Raw genomic sequence first — 26645 nt, forward strand, 5'->3', positions numbered from 1 at the left:
CTCCCCGATGCTCAGCCGCCGGGCCGGTACACCTGATCGAAAACGCCGCCGTTGTCGAAGAAACGGGCCTGGGCCCTGGTCCAGCCGCCGAACTTCCCGTCGATGGTCAACAGCTCCAGCTTGGGGAAGCGGTCCTCGTATTTCCGCGCCACGGCCTCCAGCCGCGGCCGATAGAAACGGCGGGCGCAGAGCTCCTGTCCCTCGGGCGTGTAGAGGAATTGCAGATAGGCTTCGGCCACCTTGCGCGTGCCCTTGCGGTCGACCACCTGGTCGACGACGGCCACGGGCGGCTCGGCCAGAATGCTGGAGGAGGGCACGACGATGTCGAACTTGTTGCCGCCGGCTTCGGCGATGGCCAGGAAGGCCTCGTTCTCCCAGGCCAGCAGCACGTCGCCGATGCCGCGGCGGGTGAAGGTGATGGTCGCACCGCGCGCGCCGATATCCAGCACCGGAACGTTCTTCAGCAGCCGGCGCATGTAGCCCATGGCCTTGTCGTCGCTGCCGCCGTTCTGATCGAGTGCCCAGGCGTAGGCGGCCAGGAAGTTCCAGCGCGCGCCGCCGGAGGTCTTCGGATTCGGGGTGACCACCTGCACATCGGGCCGGACGAGGTCGCCCCAGTCCCTGATGGCCTTGGGATTGCCCTTGCGCACCAGGAACACGATCGTGCTGGTGTAGGGCGCGCTGTTGTCGGGCAGGCGGCTCTGCCAATTGCGGCTGAGCCGGCCGGCCTGGGCGATGGCGTCGATGTCGTAGGCCAACGCCAGCGTGACCACATCGGCATCGAGCCCGTCGATCACCGATCGCGCCTGCGCACCTGATCCGCCATGCGACATGCGCACGGTGACATCCGTATCCGCCTGCGCCGCCCAGGCACGGGCGAAGGCAGCGTTGATATCCTTGTACAACTCGCGGGTCGGGTCATAGGAGACGTTCATGATCTCCACGCGCCCACGCGCATGGCCCGTGGCCGGGCGAAGCACGACGGGCAGCACGGCCGCGGCACCACGCGCGAGCGTGGCGCGACGGGTGAGGGCGGTGTTTCGGGCCATCTCGGCACTCCTGTTGGTGCGCCGCCGCAGGCACGGGCGCAGGCACGGTTGCGGCTGCATGCAGGGGAGCGGATCGTACCGCGTCCGCGTTAACCCCTACTATAGTGCTAGGAATTGGGTGCACGGTTGCGCCCCGCGGGTCAAGAAAAAATGAGTCGCCATGCGGTCAGCGGCTGCACCGGGTGCGGCCGCGGCGGGCCGATTGACAGGGGATGCGGCGGGTGTAGGGTCGCACGAAATGCCGGTCGTTCCGATGTCTGATCGGACGCGGCATGCGGGTTCGGGTTCACGGTTTCGATGTTGTCCAGCAAGGCGAAATACGCACTCCGTGCCGCCGTCTTCCTGGCCGAACGCCAGGGCAACGAAACCTGGACGCTGGCGTCCGAGATCGCCGATGCCGAGGACATTCCCAGGAAGTTCCTGGAAGCGATCCTGGTAGAGCTGCGCGACAGCGGCATCGTCGCCAGCCGGCGCGGGCGCTATGGGGGGTATCGGCTGGCAAGCCCGCCCGCGCGCATCGCCGCCGGCGATGTGATCCGCGTCATCGACGGGCCGTTGGCGCTCGCGCCCTGCGCCAGCCGCACCCAGTTCGGCGCCTGCGTGGATTGCGTGGACCCGACCATCTGCGCGCTGCGGCCGATGCTGCAGCAGGCCCGCGATGCCGTGGCCGGCGTGCTCGACGGCTGTTCGCTGGCGACGCTGGAACGGGAGCGCCGCACGCGCCCGCCGGCAGCCGCGCGCAATCAGGCCTGAACACCCGGGCAAGCAGTTTTCGCCCACGGCCGGCCCGCGCCAAAGAAGTCTCCATGACCGATATCGCTGTGCCGAGCCTCGCTCCGGCGAGACTCGTGGATGGCGTCGAGCCCTTTACGGCTTGAGGCTCACGCCCCCGAACGGCTGGCCGCCGAGGAAGTGCAGCTTGAAGCCCTGCACGTTGTCGCGCACCGCGGCAAACCCTTTCACATCCGCAAACATCACCCCGGGGATCTCGTTGTGGAACACCTCTTGCGCCTTTTCGTACAGCCTCGCCCGCTCGGACTGATCGGTGACGACGTCGGCCTGCTGGATCAGGTCGCTGAACTCCTTGTTGCACCAGTGCGACACGTTGTTGCCCCCGGGGATGGCGTCGCAGGTGTTCCAAACCAATAGCTCGCTCGGATCCGGATAGTCCCAGGTGCCGCCCATCATCGTCACGTCCGCCTCGCCGGCGCGGCGCCGGCGCAGGAATTCACCCCACTCGTACGTCACGATCTTCGCCGTCACCCCGATCTTCGCCCAATCCGCCTGGATCAACTCCGCCGTGAGCCGGCCGTTCGGCATATACGCGCGCGTCACCGGAATGGCCCAGAGGTCAGTCGAGAAACCGTTTGGGTAACCCGCTTCCGCCAGCAGCGCCTTGGCACGCGCTGGATCGTACGGGCGTGGCTTGAGCGTGCCGTTGTGTCCCCACAGGGCCGAGGGCACCAGCGATGCAGTCGGAACGCCACTGCCCTGGAACACTGCTGCCAGCAACGCATTGAAATCGATCGAGATGGCCAGTGCCTCGCGCACTCGGCGGTCGCTGAACGGCTTCTTGTCCACCCGGAATGCCAGCATGCTCTCTGCGGCAACCGGCGCCTCCGGCACGACGATCCCCGCGGTCGCGCGCATGGCCGGCAGATCGGCCGGGTTCGGATAGCGCGCGACCTGGCACTCCCCGGTCCGCAACTTGGCGAAGCGCACGGCCGGATCCTTCGTGATAGAAAACACCATCTGCTCCACCTTGGCGGCGCGCTGCGGCATGCCACCCTTTTCGCCCCAGAAATCCTGGAACGCCCGGAAGCGGAGCAGGCTGTCCTTCTGGTACTGAACCAGCTGGAACGGTCCCGTCCCAAGCGGCGCCTGGTCGAACTGGTCCGGCGTCCCCGCCTTCTCCATCGCTGCCGCGTATTCAGCCGGCCAGATCGAGAAGGATTGCACTGTGAGCGCGCTGAGCAACGAGGCCGACGGCACCTTCAAGTCGAACACGACCGTATCATCGCTGGTGCGGCTGACCGCCTTCAGCGCTGGCGCGACGAAGTCGTCGAACATCGGGTACGTGGAGCCACTGACGCTATGATAGCTGTTTGCCTTGTCGTACATGCGCGTAAAGCTGAATACCACGTCATCGGCATTCATCTCCCGCGTCGGCTTGAACTTATCGCTGGACTGGAATTTCACGCCATGCCGCAGCTTGAACGTGTAGCGCAGTCCGTCCGGCGAAATGGTCCACGATTCCGCCAGGGCAGGGATCACCTTCGATCCCCCGATCTCCATTTCCACCAGCCGGTCGGCGATCTGCTCGCTGACATCGAAGCTCGTGTTGGAATCGGTCAGCGCCGAGTTCAGTGCGTCCGGACTGGCCTCCGAGCACACCACCAGTGTGTCCGCGCGGGCGACGCCGACCCCAAGGGCCAACGCTGCACCACCGGCAATCATCCATTGGTTTCGCATAGCATGCCCTTTCTCACGTGGACCGGCATCTTGTGTTTCGTGCGGCGTGGCGAGGGAAGGGAGGCACTTTACTCGGGATTTTCCGTCTGGTCGATCTGCTTCGGGCTGGCAGTGCCCGCTCACGGCCTTCTCGTGAGGAAGGGAAGGCGGCCCGCCCATCGCCCTGACAAAGGTCGTGAGAGAGGTGGTGGGGGCCGTTCGGTTGCCCGGACAGGCGGTCATGCTCGGAGCGACCAGTCTTGCTACGCATGGTTACCAGACGTTGGGCATGGACCGGACCTTCTGGTCCGGAATTTTTGATCCGGGCCGAACGCCGCGCCGGGGGCGAAGGCGGTTAACGACTGAACGGGCTCGCCTATATCGTCGGTGGAAGCGTCCGGCCGGTTGGCCATGCCATTGCGAGAGGGGACCCTTATGATGAAACGCAATCTCCTGGCCGCGCTGGTGGTGCTCGGATGTGCGTTCCCAGGCGCGGTCCGGTCGGAAGATGAGCCCGTCGAAACCCAGATCGTGGATGCGATGAACAAGCTGTTCGGCATGCATCCGGGGTACCGCGCCAATCATGCCAAGGGCATAGTGACCGAGGGGAGCTTCAGAGCGTCTCCTGAGGCAGCGGCGCTGAGCAGGGCGGCGCTGTTCGACGGCAGCACGATCCCGGTCACCGTGCGGTTTTCCAATTCGACGGGGATACCGAACCTGCCGGACGGATCTGAGCCGGCCAATCCGCATGGCATGGCGATCAAGTTTCATCTACCCGACGGCAGCGATACCGATATGGTGATCAACGCCCTGAAGTTCTTCCCGGTTTCCAGCGGCGCCGATTTCCGCGACCTGTTGCTGGCCCTGGCCGCAAGCCCGCCGGATGCGGCCAAGCCGACGAAATTCGACCAGTTCGTGGCCAGCCACCCCACCGTGCCAGCCGCCTTCGCCACCGCGACGACGCCGGACAGCCTCGCCGATGAAGAGTACTACGGTGTCGACGCATTCGTGTTCATCAACGAGGCGGGCGAGAGACAGGCGGTGCGCTATCAGATGCTGCCCGAGCGCGCGGTTCATCTGGACGCGGCGGATGCGGCGAAGCAGGCACCGGACTTCCTGATGGAGGAGCTGCCGGAGCGTCTGAAGCGCGGGCCGGTGACGTTCCACCTGAAGGCGCAACTCGCTGGCTCTGGCGATTCGACGAAGGATCCGACGCAACCCTGGCCCGCCGATCGCAAAGTGGTGGAGCTCGGCGTGCTGACGATCGACAAGGCGGTGGCGAACAGCGCGGAGGCGCAGAAAGCGTTGCTGTTCCTGCCCGGGCAGCTCACCGACGGAATCGAGCCTTCCGACGATCCGCTGATCGACGTGCGTGACGGCGCATATGCGGTGTCGTTCTCACGCCGCAATCCTTGAGCCGGCAAGACAGTCGCTCCACTTTTCCCGGGCAAGTCCAGCCTCGGCCGGATGGGGCGATGCCAATGGCTTACCCGTCCAAGCCAAGGCGCTCGCGGTCGACCGACGACAGGGGTTGACGCGAAAGCACGTACAGCACGTGAGCTTGATCAGACCTGTTTGGAAGAGGAAGGGATTGTCGCGTGACCGAGAGGCCCACCGTGCGGGCTCGCTCGACAAAGTTCAGGTCTTCAAAGCTCGTCCATAGCAGGAGGTGTCCCGAGGGCGCGAGACTGTCCCGACAGCGAGCCAAGCCGTGCTCCCCGTAAAGCGCCGCGTTGCCCGGGGTCGAGAGCGCTGCGGGGCCATTGTCGACGTCGAGCACGATCACGTCCCAGCGCCGGTCTGCGCCGAGATGAGCCGCGACATCGCTCTCGACCAGGCGCACGCGAGACGATAGCGTCGCCGCGAGACGGGGGTTTATATGGGTGCCGAACCAGCGCAACACGGCGCCGGACCGCTCCGCCACGGTGATCCTTGCCCGCGTGGGCCGGATCCCTTTGTTCAGTGTCTCCAGAAGGCTCGCCAGCGTGTATCCAAGGCCGAGGCCGCCCACGAGGATCTCAGGACGCGGCGCACTCGGGAGCAGGCCCGCGAGACGACCGAGCTGGTCCTCCGACGCGTGATACTCGCCGTTCATCAACTCCCAGCCGTTGGCGCGTATCATGTACAAACCGTTCCGCTCGTAGAGGTCGAGCCGGCTATCCTCCGACGAGGCGGAGGCGATATGGGTCCACATTCCTGTTCATCTCGGCGGCAAAAGGTGGTGCGGCACAGTCTCATGAATGGGAACGCAGCGCCACCGCGGGCTATGCGCTCATCAAAGGTACGATGCCAGCACCAAGGAGCCGGTGTCGGCTTCGGGTCGAAGAGCCGCTGTAGCCGATTGGCCGGTCAGCTCCAGTGCCTCCTGCGGCGCTGCCCGCTCACCTATCATTGCGGGATCTTCCGCTGCCACCAGAGAAATTGAATCAGGACGCCATGACAGCGACAAGCCCAAACCCGGAAGAGCGAGTGCACGAAAGCAAAGGCGCATTGATTGTGTTCGGTGGGCTTCCCGGAACAGGTAAGACAACACTCGCCCGGGCTGTCGCTGAGACGCATTCAGCGACATACCTGCGCATTGACACGATCGAGCAGACGCTGCGCTGCTCTGGAACCTTGGCGGGCGACGTCGGACCCGCCGGTTACCTGATTGCCTATGCGCTGGCCGAGAGCAACTTGCTCCTGGGCCGGACGGTCATTGCTGATTCGGTCAACCCTCTCGCGGTGACTCGGGAGGCGTGGCGCCGGGTGGCTGCAAGGACGTCCTCGGCAATTGTCGAAATCGAGATCATCTGCTCGGACGCGGCGGAACATCGCCGCAGAGTTGAAACGCGCTCGGTGGATGTCGCCGGGCTGGACTTGCCCAGCTGGGAGGACGTCATCAAGCGCGACTATGAGCCCTGGGATTGCCCTCGGATTGTTCTCGATACGGCGGGTTGCACGATTCCAGGCGCCCTCGAAGAACTCCAAAAGCGGATGAACGGATCGGGGCTTGTTCCGCGTGGTAGCCGGTCGATGCCCGAAGCGGCCGGGTCGGCGTCGACTCGTCGAGGCGGTCGTCCGCGCCGGCGGAGCCGGACAGGCTGACCTGGTGGGTCTCTCGGCCGGGTCTTCTGGTCAGGATATCACGGCGGCCCGGGGCGCGCTGGCGCCGCTCGGGCGACCTGTCATGGCCTCTGGGCAGGTCGACGCGGTGCGGATACTGGGCCGTTTGCACAGCATCATTTCCGGACGGCACAATCGACAGGATCAGGGATTTCCGGTTGCGCGGAACCGGTATGGTGCTAAGATTCGCGTTCGGGAGTTGACATAGCAGCAAGAGGCAGATCATGGCCTTCTCGCAATCCTCTCGTCGTGACTTTTTGGTGGCTACGGGCGCGGCGCTGCTTATTGCATCTCGTCACCGCGCGACCGCAGCACCCTCGTTCAAGACCGTTGAGCCCGGCGTGCTGACAATCGCGAACAGCAACGAGATGCCGATGATCGCGATGGAAGGCGGCAAGCTGATCGGCTCGGACGCCGAGATCATAGCGACGATCGCCCAGAAGCTGGGCCTCGGCGTCAAGTCCGCGCAGATGGAATGGTCGGCCACCGTGCAGTCCGTGAAGAGCGGGCGCGCCGACGTCATGGCCGGCAACATGGGCTGGACGCCGGCGCGGGCCCAGGCGCTGCTGATCACGGATGCGATCTACTACGCCGGCGCCTTCGTCTGCATGAAGAAGGACCAGCCGTTCACCACGAGTATCACCGTGAACGACATGAAGGGCCGCTCGATCGGCACGGTGAACGGCTTCACCATCGTGCCGGAGATGAAGAGGCTGCCAGGCGTGAGCGAGGTGAAGCTCTACGACAACAGCGATGGCTGCGTGCGCGACGTGGTGGCCGGGCGGCTCGACTTCGCACTGCTGGACGGGCCGCTCGTCGACTACATGATCCTCAAAAACCCGAACTGGAACCTCAAGCAGATCCCGCTGGCGGCGGACCCCGCGTTCCCGCAGCTCACCAGCAAGCAGCACACCGTGATGGGCATGAACCAGGAGAACCATGACCTGTTCGATGCGGTGAATGCCGGCGTGAAGTGGATGTGGCAGACGAAGCAGAACGCCGAACTGATGCGGAAATACGGCATCAGCAATCCGGATTACCTGGTCCCGCCCGAGAAGAACCCGCGCATCGGCGTGGACCGCGACGCCGAGGGCAACGTCATCGGGCCCGGCGCGCACACGACGAAGGACTTCTCGTCGCTGTTCGCCTGATCGATGTCCGGCACGACCGGCAAGGGTGCGTCGACCCCCGTGGTCCAGGTCGTGGGCCTGACCAAGCGCTTCGGAGAGATCGACGTCGTCAAGGACGTCGATCTCTCCGTGCGGATGGGCGAGAAAGTCGCGATCATCGGACCCAGCGGCTCCGGCAAGACCACGCTCTTGCGCTGTGTGGCGCATCTCGAACGGCCGACGTCCGGGTATGTCACCATCGGCGGCGAGCGCATCGGCGAGAAGCTTGTCAACGGCCGCTGGCGGGAGATGTCGGACCGGGAGATCGCCCGTATCCGCACCGGCATCGGGATGGTGTTCCAGCGCTTCAACCTGTTCCCGCATCTGACAGCGTTGCAAAACGTCATGCTCGGCCCGACCCGCGTGCTGAAACGCAGTCGCGCCGAGGCCGAACCGCTGGCGAGGGAGCTGCTCCGCAAGGTTGGTCTCGCCCACAAGGCCGCCGACTATCCGGAGCGGCTGTCCGGGGGACAGCAGCAGCGCGTTGCGATCGCCCGCTCGCTCGCCATGCAGCCGCGGCTGATGCTGTTCGACGAAGCGACCTCGGCCCTGGATCCCGAGCTGATCGGCGAGGTGCTGAACGTGATGCGCGACCTGGCGCGCGACGGGATGACGATGCTGATCGTCACCCACGAGATGCAATTCGCCGAGGATGTCGCTGATCGTGTCGTCTTCATGGATCACGGCCGCATCGTCGACGAGGGCCCGCCGCACGAGCTGTTCCGCTCGCCGTCCCATCCTCGCACGCAGGCCTTCCTGCGCGCCGTCGTGGACCGCCAGGCCATGACCGAGACGCCGGCGCCTTGAACGCCTGGCTCACCGTTTGGGATCTGCTCCCCACCCTGCTGTTCGGCGCCGTTACCACGGTGCAGGTCACCGCGGGCGGATTCGTCGTGGCAACGCTGATCGGCCTGCTCTGCGCGGTCTTGCAGCGGTTCCGCTGGCGTCTGCTCCGGTCGGCGATCGCGATCTATGTCGACGTCTTCCGGGCCATTCCCGTGCTCACGCAACTCTTCATCATCTATTTCGGCCTGACCGAGATCGGTATCCGGCTCGACCCCATTCCGGCCGCCATCGTTGGCTTCGGGATCAACGGCGGCGCCTACCTGACCGAGGTGTTCCGCGCCGGGATCGAATCGGTCCACCAGGGGCAGATGGAGGCGGCGCAAATGCTGGGGATGACGCGGCTGGCGGCGCTGCGCATCGTCATCCTGCCGCAGGCCATGCGGGTGGTGCTGCCGCCGCTCGGGAACTTCGCGATCGGACTGCTGAAGGACACCGCGCTCGCCTCCGCCGTCGCGGCGCCCGAGCTCATGTTCCGGGCCCGGACCCTGGTCGACAAGACGTTCCTGGCCACGCAGATCTTCGTCACCGCCGCCGCGATCTATCTGGCAATGAGCCTGCCGCTGGGATACCTGACCCGTCGGGCAGAGGCGCGCCTGTCGCGCGGCCGGCAATGACCTGGACTATTCTTGCCGCCAGCATGCTTGAGCTGCTGGAAGCGGCGGTGGGCACGCTGCGCATGACGGCGCTCGCCTTTTTGCTGGCCGCCTTGCTCGGCCTGGCCCTCGCCATTCTGCGCCTCGCCGGCGGCCTGGCCGGCCGTCTCGCCTTCCTCTATATCGAGATCGCGCGCGGCATGCCGGCGTTGACCCTGCTGTTCCTGATCTATTTCGGTCTGGCGCCCCTCGGCATCGTGCTGCACGCGTTCCCTGCCGCGGTGGTGGCGCTCGGCCTGAACGGCGCGGCCTACCTGGCGGAGGTCTATCGCGCGGGCATCCAGGCGGTCGATCCCGGCCAGCGCGAGGCGGCCCAGATGCTCGGGCTGCGCCGCGGCCAGGTGATGCGCGAGATTACCCTGCCGCAGGCCCTTCCCATCGTGCTGCCGCCCATGGGCAATTATCTGGTTGCGCTGTTGAAGGACACCTCGATCGCCTCGCTGATCTCGGCACCCGAGCTGATGCTCCGGTCGCGCGATCTGGCAGGGACCTACTACCTGCCGATGGAGTATTATCTCCTGGCGGGTGCGATGTATCTGGTCATGGCATGGCCAATGATGCACGGCGTGCGGCGACTGGAACGCCACTTCGCGCGCGGCCGTCTGCAGGGAGGCAAGACATGAACGAACGGGGGACTCCGGAACGGGCCGACGCGGTCGTTGTCGGCGCCGGCGCGCTGGGCGCCGCGACGGCGTTTCACCTCGCCAAAGCCGGGCTGTCCGTGGCGCTGCTCGACAAGGCGGAGCTCGGCTCGCAGACGTCTCCGCGCGCCGCCGGCCTCAGCGGCCAGCTCCGCTCCGACGCGGCAATGACGCGCATCGCGGTCAAGGCGGTTCAGAAGATCGTGAATTTCCAGGCCGAGACCGGCGAGCCGATGGTCTTCTTTCAGCCTGGCAGCCTCAAGATCGCTCGCCGCCCGGAACATGAGGCGCAACTCCATGAGGAGGTGGCGCAGGGCACGCAACTCGGCCTGGACGTTGCGATCATCTCGCTCGACGAAGCCCGGCGCCTGATGCCGTATCTCGTGACCGAAGGCGTGCGCGCGGTCATGCACATGCGCACCGACATCTACCTGGAGCCGGTTCAGATCCCTGCCGGCTATGCCCGGGCGAGCGCACGATTGGGCGCCACCCTGCTGGCGAACACGCCCGTCGAGGAGATCGTCACCGAAGGCGGCGCGGTCGCGGGCGTGCGCACGCCAAGCGGCGAGATCCGCACCCGCATCGTGGTCGATGCGGCCGGCGCCTGGCTTCGCGTCGTGGCCGCACAGGGCGGAGCGACGGTGAAGCTGGTGCCGACCCGGCACCAGCTGATGGTGACGGTGCCGTTGCCGAACGTGCGGCCGAACCAGCCGATCACCCGCATCATTGACGCCAACGTCTATGTGCGGCCGGAAAAGGGTGGGCTGATGCTGGGCGGTTACGAGCCCGATCCGGCGCAATACGACATGCGTGATCTGCCGCCCGATTTCCGCATCGAGAACCTGGCCCTCGATCTGTCGGTCCTTCGGCGGCTGGCGGAAAGCGTGGCGCCGCAGTTCCCGATCTTCCGTGACGTGGCCGTGCAGGAACATCGTGGAGGGTTGCCGACGATGACGGCGGATGGCGAGCACATATTGGGCCCGGCACCCGGCGTCAGCGGGCTCTATGTCATCGGCGGCTGCTGCGTCGGCGGCCTCTCGACCGCGCCGGCGCTGGGCGAACTGCTGGCGGAATGGATCACGCAAGGCCGCCCGTCGATAGACGTGTCCTTCATGGCGCCGGACCGCCTGGCGACCGGCCTGGCGGAGAACAAGCTGCGCGATCTGTGCCGGCTGCAATACGCGCACCACTACTGGTCGCCAGAAACAATGCCACGCCTGGCGGCCGATTAGGCGCTGGACGCCGTCGGCCGATCTGGGGGCTTCCCGGACGAGAGGTTGATCTGATTTTGTGAGGGGGCCCGTCAACGTGGTGGAAACTGCGGTGTAGATTTGGAGTGCGCCCCCAGGGGCGCACTCCACTCAGACGCGGGTCAGGAATATCCCGGTGGTGCCGTCCGAAACGGTGTGGAACGCCCCGGTGCCGAGGCTGGTGTTCTGGAAATCCAGGCTCGCCAGTTGCGCCGCGCCGTTGGAAATCTGTAGCACGCCGGTGGCGGGGCTGTAGTTCAGGACGTTGCTGGTCGCGCTGAACCCCAGCAGGTCGATCGTATCACCGGCGCCGAAATCAAGCAGTTGCGGCCCGGCATAGGACGTGCTGCCGACATTGGTGCCGAACGACGCGAACTTGTCGATCACCAGCCGGCTGCTGCCAACGAAATCCATCAGGCCGTTGGTGCCAAGGGCCGCCGCCACTTCCAGCGTGCTGCTTCCCGCCAACAGGAACAGGCCCGAACTCGCGGGGTCGACGGCGGAGGTGACATTCAGGCGGCCGCCGCTGGCAACGCTCACCGTGCCGTTGTTGAGCATCGTCGCGACGGAATCGGTCCCGGTCATCGTCCAGGTGCCGCCGGCATCCACGGCGACCGTCGTGAAGTTCCGGAACGCCCAGGTGTGGGCGTTCTCCGTGACATTGCCGGCGCCGGCGGTGGTAAGCCCGCTCAGCGTCCCCGTGCCGCCTGCCAGTTCCAGCGTGTTGGTGCTGCCGGACGCGGTGCTGCCGACGATGTCGCCGATGAACACGCCGGTGGCGCCCACCACCAGCCGGTTGGAGCCGCTGCCGGCGAAGGTGACGGCGTGGCTGGTGCCGGTGATGGTGCCGCTGTTGGTGACCGTCCCGACGGCGCTGTAGACCGCAACCCCCAGCGGCCCCGAGATCGACCCGCCGGCGGCGTTGGCGACCTGTCCGCCGGCCTGTAGCCGGACCCCGAACGACGTGGTCCCGGCGATGCTGCCGCTGTTGCTGACGGTGCCGGTGCCGCCGAGAATGTTCACCCCGCGGTGGCTGGTGATGGTCGCGCCCGCATTGTTGGTGACGGTGCCGCCCTTGGCGATGTCGATGGCATAGTCGATCCCCGCGATGGCGCCGGAATTGGTCACCGTGCCGCCGCCGCCGGTGATGTAGATGCCGGCACCCTTGGTCCCTTGGTTGGAAATCGAGCCGCCCACCGCGTTCATCACGCTGCCGCCGGCGAAGAACCCGATCCCGTCATCTATCTTGGATGCGATGCTGCCGGAATTGATCAGGGTGCCGATTCCGGTGGTGATCCTGACCCCATCCTCGCCGCCGATGATGGTGCTGGTGTTGGTCACCGTGCCGCCGCCGTCCAGGCCCACGCCATAGCCCGTGCCACCAGTGGTGATCATGCCGCTGTTGGTGACGAATCCCGGTCCGCTCAGCCGGATGCCGGAGGCCGAGCCGGTCGATGCGCTGACGGTGCCGCTGTTGTTCACTGTCCAGCTCGTGCCGGAGGCGCCGTTGATGCCGTTGCCGGAGCCGGTGGTCGTGACCTTCCCGGTGCTGGTGATGGTGAGCGGGTTGGTCGCGGCGGTGAGGGTGACGGGGCCGGTGACGCTGGTGCTGATGGTGCCGCCGGCTCCGACGGTTCCGCTCACGGTCAGCGTTTCGCTGCCGCTCGTGGTGGTGCTTAGGTTGGCCTGCGCGTCCTGTTCGGCGGCGGCGACGCTCAGGGTGAAAGTCCCGGCACTGGCAGGCGTGATCGCCAACCCGGTCAGGACGCCAGCCGCAAGCTGGCTCGCCGAGAAGGTGATGCTGCCGCCGGTGATGGTCAGCACGTTGTTGTTGGTGTTGGTCAACGTGGCGCCGGCAGGGATGCCGCCGATCGTCACCGACGCGAGACTGTTGCTGTCGCCCGCCAGGCTGTTGGTGGTGATTCCGAGGTTCAGCGCAATCGCATGGCTGATTGTCCCCGACACCGCCACCGGTGCGACGGTCGGTGCGAGCGGATTGACGGTGACGGCTTCGCTGGCCGCGGCACTCACATCGGCCGCCGCGTCGGTAGCCTGCACCGACAGGGAGAAGTTGGCGTCGTTGACCGGCTTGATTGATAGTCCGGCGTAATTCCAGCCCAGCACGTTGACCGAAGTTGTGCCGGCCGTGGCGACGAAGGAATGAGTTGCGTCGCTCAGTGTGGCGCCGACCGGAATGCCGCCGACCAGCACCGAGGTCAACCCGGTGCCGGTGGGCGTGATGGTGCCGAGGGCGAGGGTGCTCCCCTCCACCCCGGTCTCCGTGCCCGGCGACCACGCCACCGTCGGCAAGCCCCCCACGCTCAGCGCTTCGGTGGCGGTGGTGGTGGTACTTGGGTCGCCCTGCGCGTCCTGTTCGGTGGCGGCGACGCTCAGCGAGAGGTTTCCCGCGCTGGCAGGCGTGATCGCCAGGCCGTTCAGGACACCCGCCGCAAGCTGACTGGCCGAGAAGGCGATGCCGCCGCCGGTGATAGTCAGCACGTTGCCGTTGGTGTTGCTCAGCGTGGCGCCGGCAGGGATGCCGCCGAGCGTCACCGATGCCAGGCTGTTGCTGTCGCCGGCCAGGCCGTTGGCCGCGAGCCCCAGGTTCAGCGCAATCGCCTGGCCGACGATCCCCGACACCGGCGCGGGTGCGACGGTCGGCGCCAGCGGGTTGACGGTGACTGCTTCGTTGGCCGTGGCACTCACATTGGCCGAGGCATCGGTGGCCTGCACCGACAGGGAGAAGTTGGTGTCGTTGACCGGCTTGATCGTCAGTCCGGCGTAGGTCCAGCCGAGCACGTTGACCGAGGTGGTGCCGGCCGAGGCGACGAAGCTGTGCGTCCCGTCGCCCAGCGTGGCGCCGACCGGGATGCCGCTGACCAGCACCGAGGTCAACCCGGTGCCGGTGGGCGTGATCGTGCCGAGCGCGATGGCACCTCCCTCGACGCCGGTCTCCGTCCCCGGCGACCACGCCACCGTTGGCAGGCCTCCCACGCTCAGCGCCTCGGTGCCGTTCGCGGCGGCGCTGGGATCACCCTGGGCGTCCTGTTCGGTGGCGGATACGCTCAGCAAGAAGCTGCCCGAACTTGCCGGGGTGATCGCCAGGCCGTTCAGGACGCCGGCGGCAAGCTGGCTGGCCGTGAACGCAATGCTGCCGCCGGTAACGGTCAGCACGTTGCCGTTGGTATTGCTCAGCGTCGCACCGGTTGGGATGCCGCCGAGCGTCACCGATGCCAGACTGTTGCTGTCGCCGGCCAGGCCGTTTGCCGTGATCCCCAGGTTCAGCGCAATCGCCTGGCCGACGATCCCCGACACCGTCACGGGTGCGACGGTCGGCGCCAGCGGATTGACGGTGACGGCTTCGCTGGCCGCGGCACTCACATTGGCCGCCGCGTCGGTGGCCTGCACCGACAGGGAGAAGTTGGCGTCGCTGACCGGCCTGATCGTCAGTCCTGCATAGTTCCAGCCGAGCACATTCACCGAGGTGGTGCCGGCCGAGGCGACGAAGCTGTGCGTCCCGTCGCCCAGCGTGGCGCCGACCGGGATGCCGCTGACCAGCACCGAGGTCAACCCGGTGCCGGTGGGCGTGATCGTGCCGAGCGCGATGGCACCTCCCTCGACGCCGGTCTCCGTCCCCGGCGACCACGCCACCGTCGGCAGGCCTCCCACGCTCAGCGCCTCGGTGCCGTTCGTGGCGGCGCTGAGATTGCCCTGGGCGTCCTGTTCGGTGGCGGATACGCTCAGCGAGAAACTTCCGGCGCTGGTCGACGTGATCGCCAAGCCATTCAGGACCCCTGCCTGTAGCTGGCTGGCCGAGAAGGTGATGCTGCCGCCGGTGATGATCAGCACGTTGTTGTTGGTGTTGCTCAAGATGGCACCGGCGGGGATCGCTCCGAGTGTCACCGACGCCAGGCTGTTGCTGTCGCCGGCGAGGCCGTTGGCCGCGAGCCCCAGGTTCAGCGCAATCGCCTGGCCGACGATCCCCGACACCGCCAGCGGTGCGACGGCCGGCGCCAGCGGATTGACCGTGACCGCTTCGCTGGCCACGGCGCTCACATTGGCCGCCGCGTCGGTCGCCTGCACCGACAGGGTGAAGTTGGCATCGTTGGCCGGCGTGATCGTCAGGCCGGCGTAGTTCCAGCCGAGGACATTGACCGAGGTGGCGCCGGCCGAGGCGACGAAACTATGCGTTCCATCGCCGAGCGTGGCGCCGACCGGAACGCCGCTGACCAGCACCGACGTCAACCCGTTTCCGGTGGGCGCGATCGTGCCGAGCGCGATGGCACCTCCCTCGACGCCGGTCTCCGTCGCCGGCGACCACGTCACCGTCGGCGCCGTCGCGCTGGTGAGGAACACGTCGAAGCCGCCGAGCGTGGCGTCCGCCCGGGTGACGACGGTGCTGCCTGTCACCGGGGCGGCGCTCAGCACCAGGGTTGCCACCGTCGTTGCGTTGTTCGAGACGGTGATCGTGTTGCCCGACAGCACGGCGCCGGTGACCGTGGTCTGGACATTGATGGCGTTGGTCGGGATCGTGATGCTGGCTCCGGCGTTGAGACCGGCGATCGTGCCGCCGAACTGCCGCACCACCCCGCCGACGATGTCCGCGAGTTCGAGCACGCCGGTCGGGCCCTGGAACGCGACCTGCACGCCCGACCCGACATCGGCGGCGAAGTCCAGCACGGCGTTGCCGGCCAGGCTGAACAGGCCCGTGCTCGCGGGATCGACGGCGGTGGTGACGGTCAGGCGGCCGGCGCTGGCGATGGTCAGGCTGCCGCTATCGGCGATCGTGGCAATGGTGTTGGTGCCGTTCAACGTCCAGGCGCCGCCGGCATCCACCGCGAGCGCGGTGAAATTCGTGAACGCCCAGCTAGGCGCGTTCTCCGTGACGCTGCCGGCGCCGGCCGAGAGCCCGCTCAGCGATCCCGTGCCGCCGGCCAGTTCCAAAGTGTTGCTGCTGCCGGCTATGGTGCTGCCGACGACGTCGCCGATGAACACGCCGGTGGCGCCCACCACCAGGCGGTTGGAACCGGTGCCGGCAAAGGTGACGGCATGGCTGGTGCCGGTGATGGTGCCGCTGTTGGTGACCGTCCCGGCGGCGGCGTAGACCGCGACCCCCAGCGGCCCCGAGATCGACCCGCCAACCGCATTGGTGACCTGTCCACCGGCCTGCAGCCGGACCCCGAACGTCGTGGTCCCGGCAATGCTGCCGCTGTTGCTGACGGTGCCGATGCCGCCGAGGATGTTCACCCCGCGCTGGCTGGTGATGGTCGCGCCCGCATTGTTCACGGCGTTGCCGCCGGCCGCGAGATCGACCGCATAGTCGATCCCCGAGATGGCGCCGGAATTGGTGACCGTGCAGGCCCCGCCGGAGATATAGACACCGGCGCCCTGGGTGCCTTGGCAGGAGATGGAGCCGCCAGCGGCGTTCGTCACGCTGCCGCCGGCATGGAACCCGACCCCGTCATCGGCGGTAGCAATGACGCTGCCCGAATTTATCAACGTCCCAGCCGCGCTGACGGCCTGGACCCCATCCTCGCCGCCGATGATGCTGCCGGTGTTGGTGACCGTGCCGCCGGCGTTCAGGGCCACGCCGTAAGCCTGGCCGTTGATCGTGCCGCTGTTGGTGATGGTCCCGGGCGCCCCGGTGATGAATACGCCAGCGCCGACGGACGGGCCGGAGCCGATGGGGCCCACCGCTCCGATCGAACCGGTATTCGTCACGCTGCCGCCGCCAAGGACAACGATGCCGTCCTTGCCGGTGATCACTCCGCCGGAGCTGACGATTCCCGCCCCGGCCAGCGAAATGCCGAAGCCGGTCGCAGCACTGATCGTGCCGCTGTTGGTGATGGTCCAGGTGGTGAGGGGTGCGCCGTCGATGCCGTCCGCCGTGCCGGTCGAGGTGACCTTGCCCGTGCTGGTGATGGTCAGCGGATTGCTCGCAGCACTGAGCACGAAGGGTCCGGCGATGCTGGTGCTGATGGTGCCGCCAACCCCGACGGACAGCGCTTCGGTGCCGCTCGTGGTGGTGCTGGTGTCGCCTTGGGCGTCCTGCTCGGTGGCGGCAACGCTCAGGGTGAAACTCCCCCCACTGGCCGGGGTGATCGCCAGGCCGTTCAGGACGCCGGCGGCAAGCTGACTTGCGGAGAAGGTGATACTGGCGCCGGTGATGGTCAGCACGTTGTTGTTGGTGTTGCTCAAGGTCGCACCGGCAGGGATGCCGCCGAGCGTCACCGACGACAGGCTGTTGCTGTCGCCGGCAAGACTGTTGGCGGTGATCCCGAGGTTCAGGACAATCGCCTGGCCCACCGTGCCCGACGCCGCCAGCGGTGCGACGGTCGGCGCCAGCGGCGTGACGGTGACGGCTTCGCTCGCCGCGGCGCTCACATTGGCCGCGCCGTCGGTCGCTTGCGCGGACAGGGAGAAGTTGGCATCACCGACCGGCTTGATCGACAGCCCGGCGTAGGTCCAGCCCAGCACGTTCACCGAAGTGGTGCCTGCAGTGGCGGTGAAGGAGTGCGCCCCGTCGCTGAGCGTGGCACCGACGGGAATGCCGCTGACCAGGACCGACGTCAGGCCGGTGCCGCTGGGCGTGATGGTGCCGAGAAGGATCGCATTCCCCTCCAGCCCGGTCTGTGTCACCGGCGACCAGGTCACCGTGGGGTTGCTGGCGAACACATTGATCGTCGCGGCGCCGGCGGCGTTGGCCGGCGCGGCCAGGCCGGACGATGCCAGGATCGTGCTCAGCGTGTTGTAGTGGTTGTAAGCGGTGTTGTTGGTGCCGGTGACGACGTTGGCTCCATAGAAGATCGTCGCCACCTGGTTGGATGGTTCGCCCACCCCGCCGCTCGCGTCGTCATTCTCATCCCACGTCAGGATCAGCAGCGAGTTGTTGGCTTTCGCCCATTGCGCGTAGCCGTTGATGTTCGCCTGCAGCCACGTGTCGCCCTGCTGGATCGTCCCGTTATGCATGTCGTCGTTGGTGTTCGGACTGACGAAGGCCACCGTCGGCAAAGCCGCGTAGTTGCCGGTCGGAAACGTGCTGAAATCGCTCTCCACGGAGAAGCCCTCGGGGAAAGATTCCCAGGGGTTGTGGTCGAACGATGTGTTGGGGTGTTCCACGTACCCGATGAATGTCTTGCCCGCACCTTGCAGAATGGTCGCGATGGTCGGGCCGCTTTCGGTGTGGGGATTATCGTCGACGACGCCGAATGTGTCGCCGGCGTAGAGCGCGAAGTAATTGGGCTGGCTCGGATGGACGAGCGCGTCGTAGTTCGTCAGCAGGGCGCCGCCGTTCGCCAATGCGTTGATATACGGTGCCTGGGCATTGCCGATGATCTGGTCGTAGTTGTGGTTCTCCATCATCACGACGACGATATGAGAATAGGCGGGAACGCTGGGGTTCGGCGACGTGCTGACGGTCAGCGAATCGGTGCCGGTCGCGGTGCCGCTGAGGTTGCCCTGGGCGTCTTGTTCGGTGGCGGTGACGCTTAGTGAGAAGCTCCCTGCGCTGGTCGACGTGATCGCCAGGCCGTTCAGGACGCCGGCGGCAAGTTGGCTCGTCGTGAACGCAATGCTGCCGCCAGTGATGGCCAGCACGTCGTTGTTGGCGTTGCTCAGCGTCGCACCGGCGGGGATGCCGCCGAGCGTCACCGACGCCAGCCTGTTGCTGTCGCCGGCCAGACCGTTGGCGGTGATCCCGAGGCTCAGCGGGATCGCCTGACCCACGATCCCCGACGACGACGGAGGTGCAACGGTCGGCCGCAGCGGATTGACGGTGACGGCTTCGCTGGCCGCGGCGCTCACATTGGCCGCCGCATCGGTGGCCTGCACCGACAGGGAGAAGTTGGCGTCGCTGACCGGCGTGATCGTCAGTCCGGCGTAGTTCCAGCCGAGCACGTTGACCGAGGTAGTGCCGGCCGTGGCGACGAAGCTGTGCGTCCCGTCGCCCAGCGTGGCGCCGACCGGGATGCCCGTGACCAGCACCGAGGTCAACCCGGTGCCGGTGGGCGCGATGGTGCCGAGGGCGATGGCATTTGCCTCCACCCCGGTCTCCGTACCCGGCGACCACGTCACCGTCGGCAGGCCTCCCACGCTCAGGGTTTCGGTGGCAGTGGTGGCGGTGCTGGGATCACCCTGGGCGTCCTGTTCGGTGGCGGATACGCTCAGCAAGAAGCTGCCCGAACTTGCCGGGGTGATCGCCAGGCCGTTCAGGACGCCGGCGGCAAGCTGGCTCGCCGTGAACGCAATGCTGCCGCCGGTAACGGTCAGCACGTTGCCGTTGGTATTGCTCAGCGTCGCACCGGCTGGGATGCCGCCGAGCGTCACCGATGCCAGACTGTTGCTGTCGCCGGCCAGGCCGTTGGCCGCGAGCCCCAGGTTCAGTGCAATCGCCTGGCCGACGATCCCCGACACCGTCACGGGCGCGACGGTCGGCGCCAGCGGATTGACGGTGACGGCTTCGCCGGCCGCGGCACTCACATTGGCCGCCGCGTCGGTGGCCTGCACCGACAGGGTAAAGTTGGCGTCGTTGACCGGCTTGATCGTCAGTCCGGTATAGCTCCAGCCGAGCACGTTGACCGAGGTGGTGCCGGCCGTGGCGACGAAGCTGTGCGCCCCGTCGCCCAGCGTGGCGCCGACCGGGATGCCCGTGACCAGCACCGAGGTCAACCCGGTGCCGGTGGGCGCGATGGTGCCGAGGGCGATGGCATTTGCCTCCACCCCGGTCTCCGTACCCGGCGACCACGTCACCGTCGGCAGGCCGCCCACGCTCAGCGCCTCGGTGCCGTTCGTGGCGGTGCTGGGGTCGCCCTGGGCGTCCTGTTCGGTGGCGGATACGCTCAGCAAGAAGCTGCCCGAACTTGCCGGGGTGATCGCCAGGCCGTTCATGACGCCGGCGGCAAGCTGGCTCGCCGTGAACGCAATGCTGCCGCCGGTAACGGTCAGCACGTTGCCGTTGGTATTGCTCAGCGTCGCACCGGCTGGGATGCCGCCGAGCGTCACCGATGCCAGACTGTTGCTGTCGCCGGCCAGGCCGTTGGCCGAGAGCCCCAGGTTCAGCGCAATCGCCTGGCCGACGATCCCCGACACCGTCACGGGCGCGACGGTCGGCGCCAGCGGATTGACGGTGACGGCTTCGCTGGCCGCGGCACTCACATTGGCCGCCGCGTCGGTGGCCTGCACCGACAGGGAGAAGTTGGCGTCGTTGACCGGCTTGATCGTCAGTCCGGCGTAGGTCCAGCCGAGCACGTTGACTGAGGTGGTGCCGGCCGAGGCGATGAACGAATGCGTCGGGTCGCTCAGCGTGGCGCCGGCCGGGATGCCCGTGACCAGCACCGAGGTCAACCCGGTGCCGGTGGGAGCGATCGTGCCGAGCGCGATGGCACCTCCCTCGACGCCGGTCTCCGTTCCCGGCGACCACGTCACCGTCGGCAGCGTGTTGCCGGTGTTGGTGAGGAACACGTCGAAGCCGCCGAGCGTGGCATCCGCCCGGGTGACGACGGTGCTGCCTGCCACGGGGGCGGCGCTCAGCACCAGAGTTGCCACCGTCGTTGCGTTGTTCGAGACGGTGATCGTGTTGCCCGACAGCACGGCGCCGGTGACCGTGGTCTGGATATTGATGGCGTTGGTCGGGATCGTGATGCTGGCTCCGGCGTTGAGTCCGGCGATCGTGCCACCGAACTGCCGCACCACCCCGCCGACGATGTCCGCGAGTTCGAGCACGCCGGTCGGGCCCTGGAACGCGACCTGCACGCCCGACCCGACATCGGCGGCGAAGTCCAGCACGGCGTTGCCGGCCAGGCTGAACAGGCCCGTGCTCGCGGGATCGACGGCGGTGGTGACGGTCAGGCGGCCGGCGCTGGCGATGGTCAGGCTGCCGCTATCGGCGATCGTGGCGATGGTGTTGGTGCCGTTCAGCGTCCAGGCGCCGCCGGCATCCACCGCGAGCGCGGCGAAATTCCTGAACGCCCAGGTGTGGGCGTTCTCCGTGACGCTGCCGGCACCGGCCGAGAGCCCGCTCAGGGATCCCGTGCCGCCGGCCAGTTCCAATGTGTTGCTGCTGCCGGCTATGGTGCTGCCGACGACGTCGCCGATGAACACGCCGGTGGCGCCCACCACCAGGCGGTTGGAACCGGTGCCGGCAAAGGTGACGGCATGGCTGGTACCGGTGATGGTGCCGCTGTTGGTGACCGTCCCGGCGGCGGCGTAGATCGCGACCCCCAGTGGCCCCGAAATCGACCCGCCGGCCGCATTGGTGACCTGCCCACCGGCCTGCAGCCGGACCCCGAACGACGTGGTCCCGGCGATGCTGCCGCTGTTGTTGACGGTGCCGGTGCCGCCGAGGATGTTCACCCCGCGATGGCTGGTGATGGTCGCGCCCGCATTGTTCACGACATTGCCGCCGGCCGCGAGATCGACTGCATAGTCGATCCCCGAGATGGTGCCGGAATTGGTGACGGTGCTGGCTCCGCCGGAGATGTAGATGCCGGCGCCCTGGGTGCCCTGGCCGGTGATCGAAGCCCCTGCTGCGTTTGACACGCTGCCGCCGCTGTGAAACGCGATCACATCCCCCGCGGTGGCAACGATGCTGCCCGAATTTATCAACGTCCCGATTGCGCCGACGATCCGGACCCCATTATGACCGCCGATGATGCTGCTGGTGTTGGTGACCGTGCCGCCGGCGCCCAGGGCCACGCCATAAGCCTGACCATTGATCGTGCCGCCGTTGGTGACGGTCCCGGGCGCGCCCGTTATGTACACCCCGGCACCAACGGACGGGCCGGAGCCGATGGCGCCCACCGCTCCGATCGACCCGGTGTTTGCAACGCTGCCGCCACCACGGACAAGCACTCCGTCCTTGCCGGTGATCACTCCGCTGGAGCTGATGATTCCCGCGCCCGCCAGAGAAATGCCGAAACCGGTGGCAGCGCTGATCGTGCCGCTGTTGGTTATGTTCCAGGTGGTGCCGGCCGCGCCATCGACGCCGTCAACCGTGCCGGTCGATGTGACCATACCCGTACTGGTGATGGTCAGCGGGTTGTCCGCCGCGCCAAGGACGACCGGCCCAACCGTGGTGCTGCTGATCGTCCGTGCCATGACCAGGACCTCGTTCTTCCCGATGTTCGGAATTTCCGAGTAGACGATCGATGCGCGCCGTAAGGTGGTGTCGCCTTACCCACCTATTACTATCTCGGCGTCCCCACTCGCAGCACTGGCCGTCAGCGCAATCATCGAATGCTCCCGCAAGTGCCGAGAGCGAGACGATGGCCGAGTGTCCTTCATTACCTGACACCGCAATGGCCGAAAACATCTCCTTCGGCCTAGTACCATCCTTCGGCCTAGTCCTAATGCTCAATGGACGTGCTGCGGGGCGCAGCATCCAACCCGGGATCAGCCGGGACGGCCGCGGTGCGGTTGCACGGCTCATCGATCGTATCGACGGCGTTCTTCTACGGACGCCGTGATCGTTGCTCCGGGCAACGAACGTGACGTGGCTTCAGTAAGCCCGATAAGCGAGACTCCGGTCGTGATTGAGACGTGGCGGTTCCGTCACAAATGTTTGTCCGGTACCGGTCCGGCCCATGATGCCTGGCAACGGCTCCGGCGGGACAGCGTATGTGACTGGATAGAAATGACCTCCGCTATCCCTTCTGCGGCCGCCAGCGCTCTGCGAGCAGCGCCGCTTCCGTGCGGATGAGGCCGGCGAACTCCTCCACCATGCGTGAGCGGGGCAGGCCCTTGTTGAAGATCAGCGACACCGGATAATTTATGGCCGGCACGAGCGGCTTCAACGCAACCTCCGGGCGGTCGAGATGGGCCGCCGTGAACGGATCGATGATCGCGATCCCCTTGCCCATGGCCGCCAGCGTGCAGAGGGACTCCGACGCGTTCGCCTCGACCAGCACCATTGGCTCGACCGACCTGCTCTGTAGCAGCGCGGTCAGCCGCGACCAGATCGGGCTCGACTGACCCAGCGACAGCAACGGTACGCCGTGCAGGTCGTCGAGCCCGATCTCCGGCCGGGCCGCCAGTGGATGGTTCGCCGGCACGGCGCAGACCGCGCTCAATCCCTCCATCGCCTCGGCCTCGATGCCGAGATAGGCGGCCGGCGAATGGGCCATGCCGAGCTCGAAGCGACGCAATGACACGCCATCCAGAACGCCCGGCGAGGTCGTGCTCTGCAGAGTGACGCGCGCGCCGGGATGGGTGTCCAGGTAGCGGGCGGTCACGTGCGGCAGAAAACGGATCGCCGCCCCCGTGAACGCTGCAATACGGATCGACCCGAGCTGCGCCTCGCGAATATGTCGGACGGCGACCTCGATCCGGTCGAGGCCAAGGAATTGCTGCTCGACCTCCTTGTAGAGCAGCAACGCTTCGGCATTGGCCTGGACGGCATTCCCGCGGCGCTCGAACAGCGTAAGCCCGATCCGGTATTCGAGATCGCGGATGAGCCGGCTGACCGCAGGCTGGGTGAGGCCGAGATGGGCGGCGCCACCCGATATGGAGCCGATCAGAACGACCGCGCGGAATGCCTCGATCTGGCGGAGGCTGGGCCTGGTGGTCATCGTGGCGCGATCCCTGCTCGATGTTGATGCCGATGGTCGCAGACGCTCTTCCGTCGTTCACGGCCGTTGGCATGAGCATAACATTCACACATACTCGGCGCCGCCGAAAGCATTGTCCGGCGGCCCGGCCTTCCGCCTATCGTGGCCGGATTGATGGAGAATGCCGCCTCGATGCGCGTCGTAGACGTCCGCTGCTATGTCGTTCCCGCCGAGTGGAAGGAGTTGGTCTTCGTCCTGGTCGAGTGCGACGACGGGTCGATCGGTGTCGGCGAGGGAACGATCACCAATTGCGCCGCTCCGGTGGCCTCGGCGATCGGCGATATGGCTGCGTATCTCGTCGGCAAGGACCCAGGCGAGATCGAGCGGCATTGGTCGACGCTGTACCGCATGTTCCACTGGCGCGGCGGCGCCATCCAGATGAGCGCGCTGGCCGCAATCGACCAGGCCTTGTGGGATATCGCCGGCCAGGCCGTGGGGCTTCCCCTCTACCGGCTGCTTGGTGGAGCCTGCCACGATCGGGTCAAGGTCTATCTGAACCAGTGGTTCCGCGGTGCACGGTCCGTCGCCGACCTGACCGAGAAGGCCCAGGCCGCGGTCGCGACGGGCATACGCGGTCTGAAATGGTATCCGTTCCGTTTTGTTCCGCTGTCCCGCCAGGCCTATCGCTTCAGCAAGGCGGAGTTCGACGGCGCCGTCGGCGAGGTGGCGGCGGTCCGGGCCGCGGTTGGCCCCGAGGTCGAACTGATGGTCGATCTCAGCGGCGTGGCCGACGCCCATACGATCGTGCAATTCTGTGAGGCGATCGCCGGGTGCGACCTGCTGTTTGTCGAGGAGGTGGCGCCGCCGGAGAACCCGGCCCTGCTGAAGACCCTTTCGGCCAAGGTGTCTGCGCGGCTTGCAGCGGGCGAGCGCCGCTACAGCAGGTGGGATTTCAAGGACCTGATTGAAACCCAGGCGGTCGGGTTGGTGCAGCCCGGGGTCTGTCGCGCCGGCGGCATCACCGAGATGCGCAAGATCGCGGCGATGGCCGAAATCTATAATATCGGCGTGGCGCCTTATAACCCGGTCGGGCCGGTCGGCACGGCGGCGACCGTCCATGTTTCGGCGAGCCTGCCGAATTTCGTCATCATGGAAACCTATGATGATGACTCCCCGCCGATACGCCGCGAGATCATGGACGTGACGCTGTCGATCGATGGTGACGGCTTCGCCCTGCCCACCTCACCAGGGCTCGGCGTCAGGATGAATGAAACGGTGCTGCGCCGGCGCGCGTCTGTCGCCACGTCGCATCGTTGACTGGCCAATCAGGAGGAACCGGCATGATCACCCGTCGCATATTCACCAATTCGGCGCTCACCTTGGCGGCGCTCTCCTGCAGCACCTCGGCGTTCGGGCAGTCGCTGGGGGCCACGCAAGACCTGCGCGTGGCTCTCGGTTTCGACGACATGGCGAGCGTCGACCCGCATACGTCCGTCACCTCGATCAACGTCCCCATCGTCCGCACGGTCTACGAGGCATTGCTGGCCTATCCGCCCGGCTTTCTCGGCGCCTCCGAGGTCATCCCCGCCCTCGCCGAGAACTGGGAAAGCTCCGCCGACAAGAAGACCTGGATATTCCATCTCCGCCGCGGCGTGCAGTGGCATGCCGGCTTCGGGGAGTTCACGTCGGCCGACGCCAAATTTTCGATCGAGCGGGTCGCCGGCACGACCTTCGCCTCGCCCTTCCGGCAGACGCTTGAGAATGTCGAGGCGGTGCATGCCGACGACCCCTATACCTTGCGCGTCGTGCTGCGCGACGTGGATCCACTGTTCGCTCTCCGGATGGTCAATTTCCAGGCCGGCTTCATCGTGTGCAAAAAGGCGATCGAGAGCGGCGTCGACATCCGCACCCAGCCCATCGGCACAGGACCGTTCCAGTTCGATTCCTACAAGGCGCGCGAGAAACTCGTGCTGAAGCGCAACGACGCCTATTGGGGCGGCAAGCCGACCCTGACCTCGATCACCTGGTATTTCATGCCGGACGACGCCTCGCGTGAGTTGGCGCTTCGCACCGGGGAGGTGCATGCGATCGACCTCCAGGCACGCCAGGACATCGTCAACCGGGTGCGCGCGCAACGTCTCGTGGTCGACATCCCCAAGAGCGGCACGCCCTATTGGCTGTTCTTCAATGTCAGGAAAAAGCCGTTCGACGACATCCGCGTGCGCCGGGCGCTGGCCCATGCGACCGATCGCGACGAGCTCGTGTCGTTCCTGGGCAAGGACATCGCCGACGCGGAATACTCGGCAATCCCCGACGGCTATCTCGGGCACATCGATCAGATCGAAAAATACCCCTTCGACATCGCCAAGGCCAAGGCGCTGTTGGCCGAGGCGGGTCATCCCGACGGCTTCGCGGTCAACATCGCGATGAGCAACGCGCCGACCTATCTGCCCTACATGCAGGTGATCCAGGCGCAGTGGAAGAAGGTCGGCGTTGCCCTCAGCTTCCGCGTGGTCGATCATCCGACCTATCACCGGCTGATCCGCGAGGACCTGAACGCCATCGTGATGTACCAGGCGACGCGCTATCCGAAGACCGCGCAAATCTATCTTGAGCAGTTCTACGCCAAGGACGCCGCGGTCGGGAAAAAGACCACGATCACCAATTTCAGCAATTACGGCGATGCCATGCCGGGCGTCGACGACCTGATCGAGAAGGCGCGCGCCAGCACAGACAGCGCCGTGCAGCTCAAGCTGTGGGAGGAAGCCCAGCAGCGGATTGCCCGCGACGCGGTCGCCCTGCCGCTGTTCAACCAGAATGCCGTCATCGCCCGCTCGCCGCTGCTCGATCTGCAGACGCAGCCGGGCAACATGTCCTTCTACATGTTCTCGACCAAGGCACGCATCCTCGCCGGATGAGCCTTCCCGGGACGACCCCCT

The 26645-nt window shown here is 66.6% G+C and carries 16 protein-coding genes; 11 read left to right on the forward strand and 5 right to left on the reverse strand.

What is annotated here, in order from left to right:
- Positions 1-11: 11 nt before the first annotated feature.
- Positions 12-1049, reverse strand: a complete 1038-nt coding sequence (locus OL599_RS13010; RefSeq protein WP_264714213.1) for a sulfate ABC transporter substrate-binding protein — start codon at positions 1047-1049, stop codon at positions 12-14.
- Between the two features lie 297 nt (positions 1050-1346).
- Between OL599_RS13010 and OL599_RS13015 the strand changes: the two genes are divergently transcribed.
- The gene (locus OL599_RS13015) at positions 1347-1802 is read left to right on the forward strand and encodes an RrF2 family transcriptional regulator (protein ID WP_264714214.1); all 456 of its coding nucleotides are present in this window, start codon (positions 1347-1349) and stop codon (positions 1800-1802) included.
- A gap of 114 nt (positions 1803-1916) precedes the next feature.
- Here the strand turns inward: OL599_RS13015 and OL599_RS13020 are convergent, their stop codons facing one another.
- Positions 1917-3506 carry an ABC transporter substrate-binding protein gene (locus OL599_RS13020; RefSeq protein ID WP_264714215.1) on the reverse strand — a complete coding sequence of 530 codons (1590 nt, stop codon included), beginning with the start codon at positions 3504-3506 and terminating at the stop codon, positions 1917-1919.
- A 432-nt stretch (positions 3507-3938) separates the two neighbouring features.
- On the opposite strand from OL599_RS13020, the gene OL599_RS13025 reads away from it, so the two are divergent.
- The gene (locus OL599_RS13025; RefSeq protein WP_264714216.1) at positions 3939-4916 is read left to right on the forward strand and encodes a catalase family peroxidase; all 978 of its coding nucleotides are present in this window, start codon (positions 3939-3941) and stop codon (positions 4914-4916) included.
- A 70-nt stretch (positions 4917-4986) separates the two neighbouring features.
- On the opposite strand, the gene OL599_RS13030 is transcribed toward OL599_RS13025, so the two are convergent.
- On the reverse strand, positions 4987-5694 hold the full coding sequence (locus tag OL599_RS13030; RefSeq protein ID WP_264714217.1) for a polyamine aminopropyltransferase: 708 nt from the start codon (positions 5692-5694) through the stop codon (positions 4987-4989).
- 242 nt (positions 5695-5936) lie between these two features.
- Between OL599_RS13030 and OL599_RS13035 the strand changes: the two genes are divergently transcribed.
- The 6 genes from OL599_RS13035 (at position 5937) to OL599_RS13060 (ending at position 11146) form a co-directional block, all read left to right on the forward strand.
- Positions 5937-6587, forward strand: a complete 651-nt coding sequence (locus OL599_RS13035) for an AAA family ATPase (protein ID WP_264714218.1) — start codon at positions 5937-5939, stop codon at positions 6585-6587.
- A gap of 359 nt (positions 6588-6946) precedes the next feature.
- Positions 6947-7756 (forward strand): substrate-binding periplasmic protein, encoded by an 810-nt coding sequence (locus OL599_RS13040; RefSeq protein ID WP_264714219.1) that lies wholly within the window; start codon positions 6947-6949, stop codon positions 7754-7756.
- Positions 7757-7759: 3 nt separating this feature from the next.
- On the forward strand, positions 7760-8581 hold the full coding sequence (locus tag OL599_RS13045) for an amino acid ABC transporter ATP-binding protein (RefSeq protein ID WP_283949697.1): 822 nt from the start codon (positions 7760-7762) through the stop codon (positions 8579-8581).
- Positions 8578-9234: an amino acid ABC transporter permease gene (locus OL599_RS13050; RefSeq protein WP_264714220.1), complete on the forward strand. Its 657-nt coding sequence runs from the start codon at positions 8578-8580 to the stop codon at positions 9232-9234. The genes OL599_RS13045 and OL599_RS13050 overlap by 4 nt, the downstream gene beginning before the upstream one ends.
- A gap of 23 nt (positions 9235-9257) precedes the next feature.
- Positions 9258-9896, forward strand: coding sequence for an amino acid ABC transporter permease (locus tag OL599_RS13055; RefSeq protein ID WP_264714221.1), 639 nt, complete (start codon positions 9258-9260; stop codon positions 9894-9896).
- On the forward strand, positions 9893-11146 hold the full coding sequence (locus OL599_RS13060) for an NAD(P)/FAD-dependent oxidoreductase (RefSeq protein WP_264714222.1): 1254 nt from the start codon (positions 9893-9895) through the stop codon (positions 11144-11146). Before OL599_RS13055 ends, OL599_RS13060 begins: the two co-directional genes overlap by 4 nt.
- Positions 11147-11275: 129 nt before the next feature.
- On the opposite strand, the gene OL599_RS13065 is transcribed toward OL599_RS13060, so the two are convergent.
- A complete protein-coding gene (locus tag OL599_RS13065) occupies positions 11276-22033 on the reverse strand; it encodes a beta strand repeat-containing protein (protein ID WP_264714223.1) in 10758 nt (3585 codons plus the stop codon).
- Between OL599_RS13065 and OL599_RS13070 the strand changes: the two genes are divergently transcribed.
- A complete protein-coding gene (locus OL599_RS13070) occupies positions 22026-22301 on the forward strand; it encodes a hypothetical protein (RefSeq protein ID WP_264714224.1) in 276 nt (91 codons plus the stop codon). The two genes, OL599_RS13065 and OL599_RS13070, sit on opposite strands and share 8 nt — an antisense overlap.
- Positions 22302-22803: 502 nt before the next feature.
- Here the strand turns inward: OL599_RS13070 and OL599_RS13075 are convergent.
- Positions 22804-23727: a LysR substrate-binding domain-containing protein gene (locus OL599_RS13075; RefSeq protein WP_264714225.1), complete on the reverse strand. Its 924-nt coding sequence runs from the start codon at positions 23725-23727 to the stop codon at positions 22804-22806.
- Positions 23728-23880: 153 nt separating this feature from the next.
- Here OL599_RS13075 and OL599_RS13080 point away from each other — a divergent pair, with 153 nt between their 5' ends.
- Together OL599_RS13080 and OL599_RS13085 are read left to right on the forward strand one after the other, a co-directional pair.
- A complete protein-coding gene (locus OL599_RS13080; protein ID WP_264714226.1) occupies positions 23881-25023 on the forward strand; it encodes a mandelate racemase/muconate lactonizing enzyme family protein in 1143 nt (380 codons plus the stop codon).
- A 23-nt stretch (positions 25024-25046) separates the two neighbouring features.
- Positions 25047-26624 (forward strand): ABC transporter substrate-binding protein, encoded by a 1578-nt coding sequence (locus tag OL599_RS13085; RefSeq protein ID WP_264714227.1) that lies wholly within the window; start codon positions 25047-25049, stop codon positions 26622-26624.
- Positions 26625-26645 lie beyond the last annotated feature (21 nt).

It is taken from the genome of Limobrevibacterium gyesilva, from assembly GCF_025989185.1.
GTDB lineage: Bacteria > Pseudomonadota > Alphaproteobacteria > Acetobacterales > Acetobacteraceae > Limobrevibacterium > Limobrevibacterium gyesilva.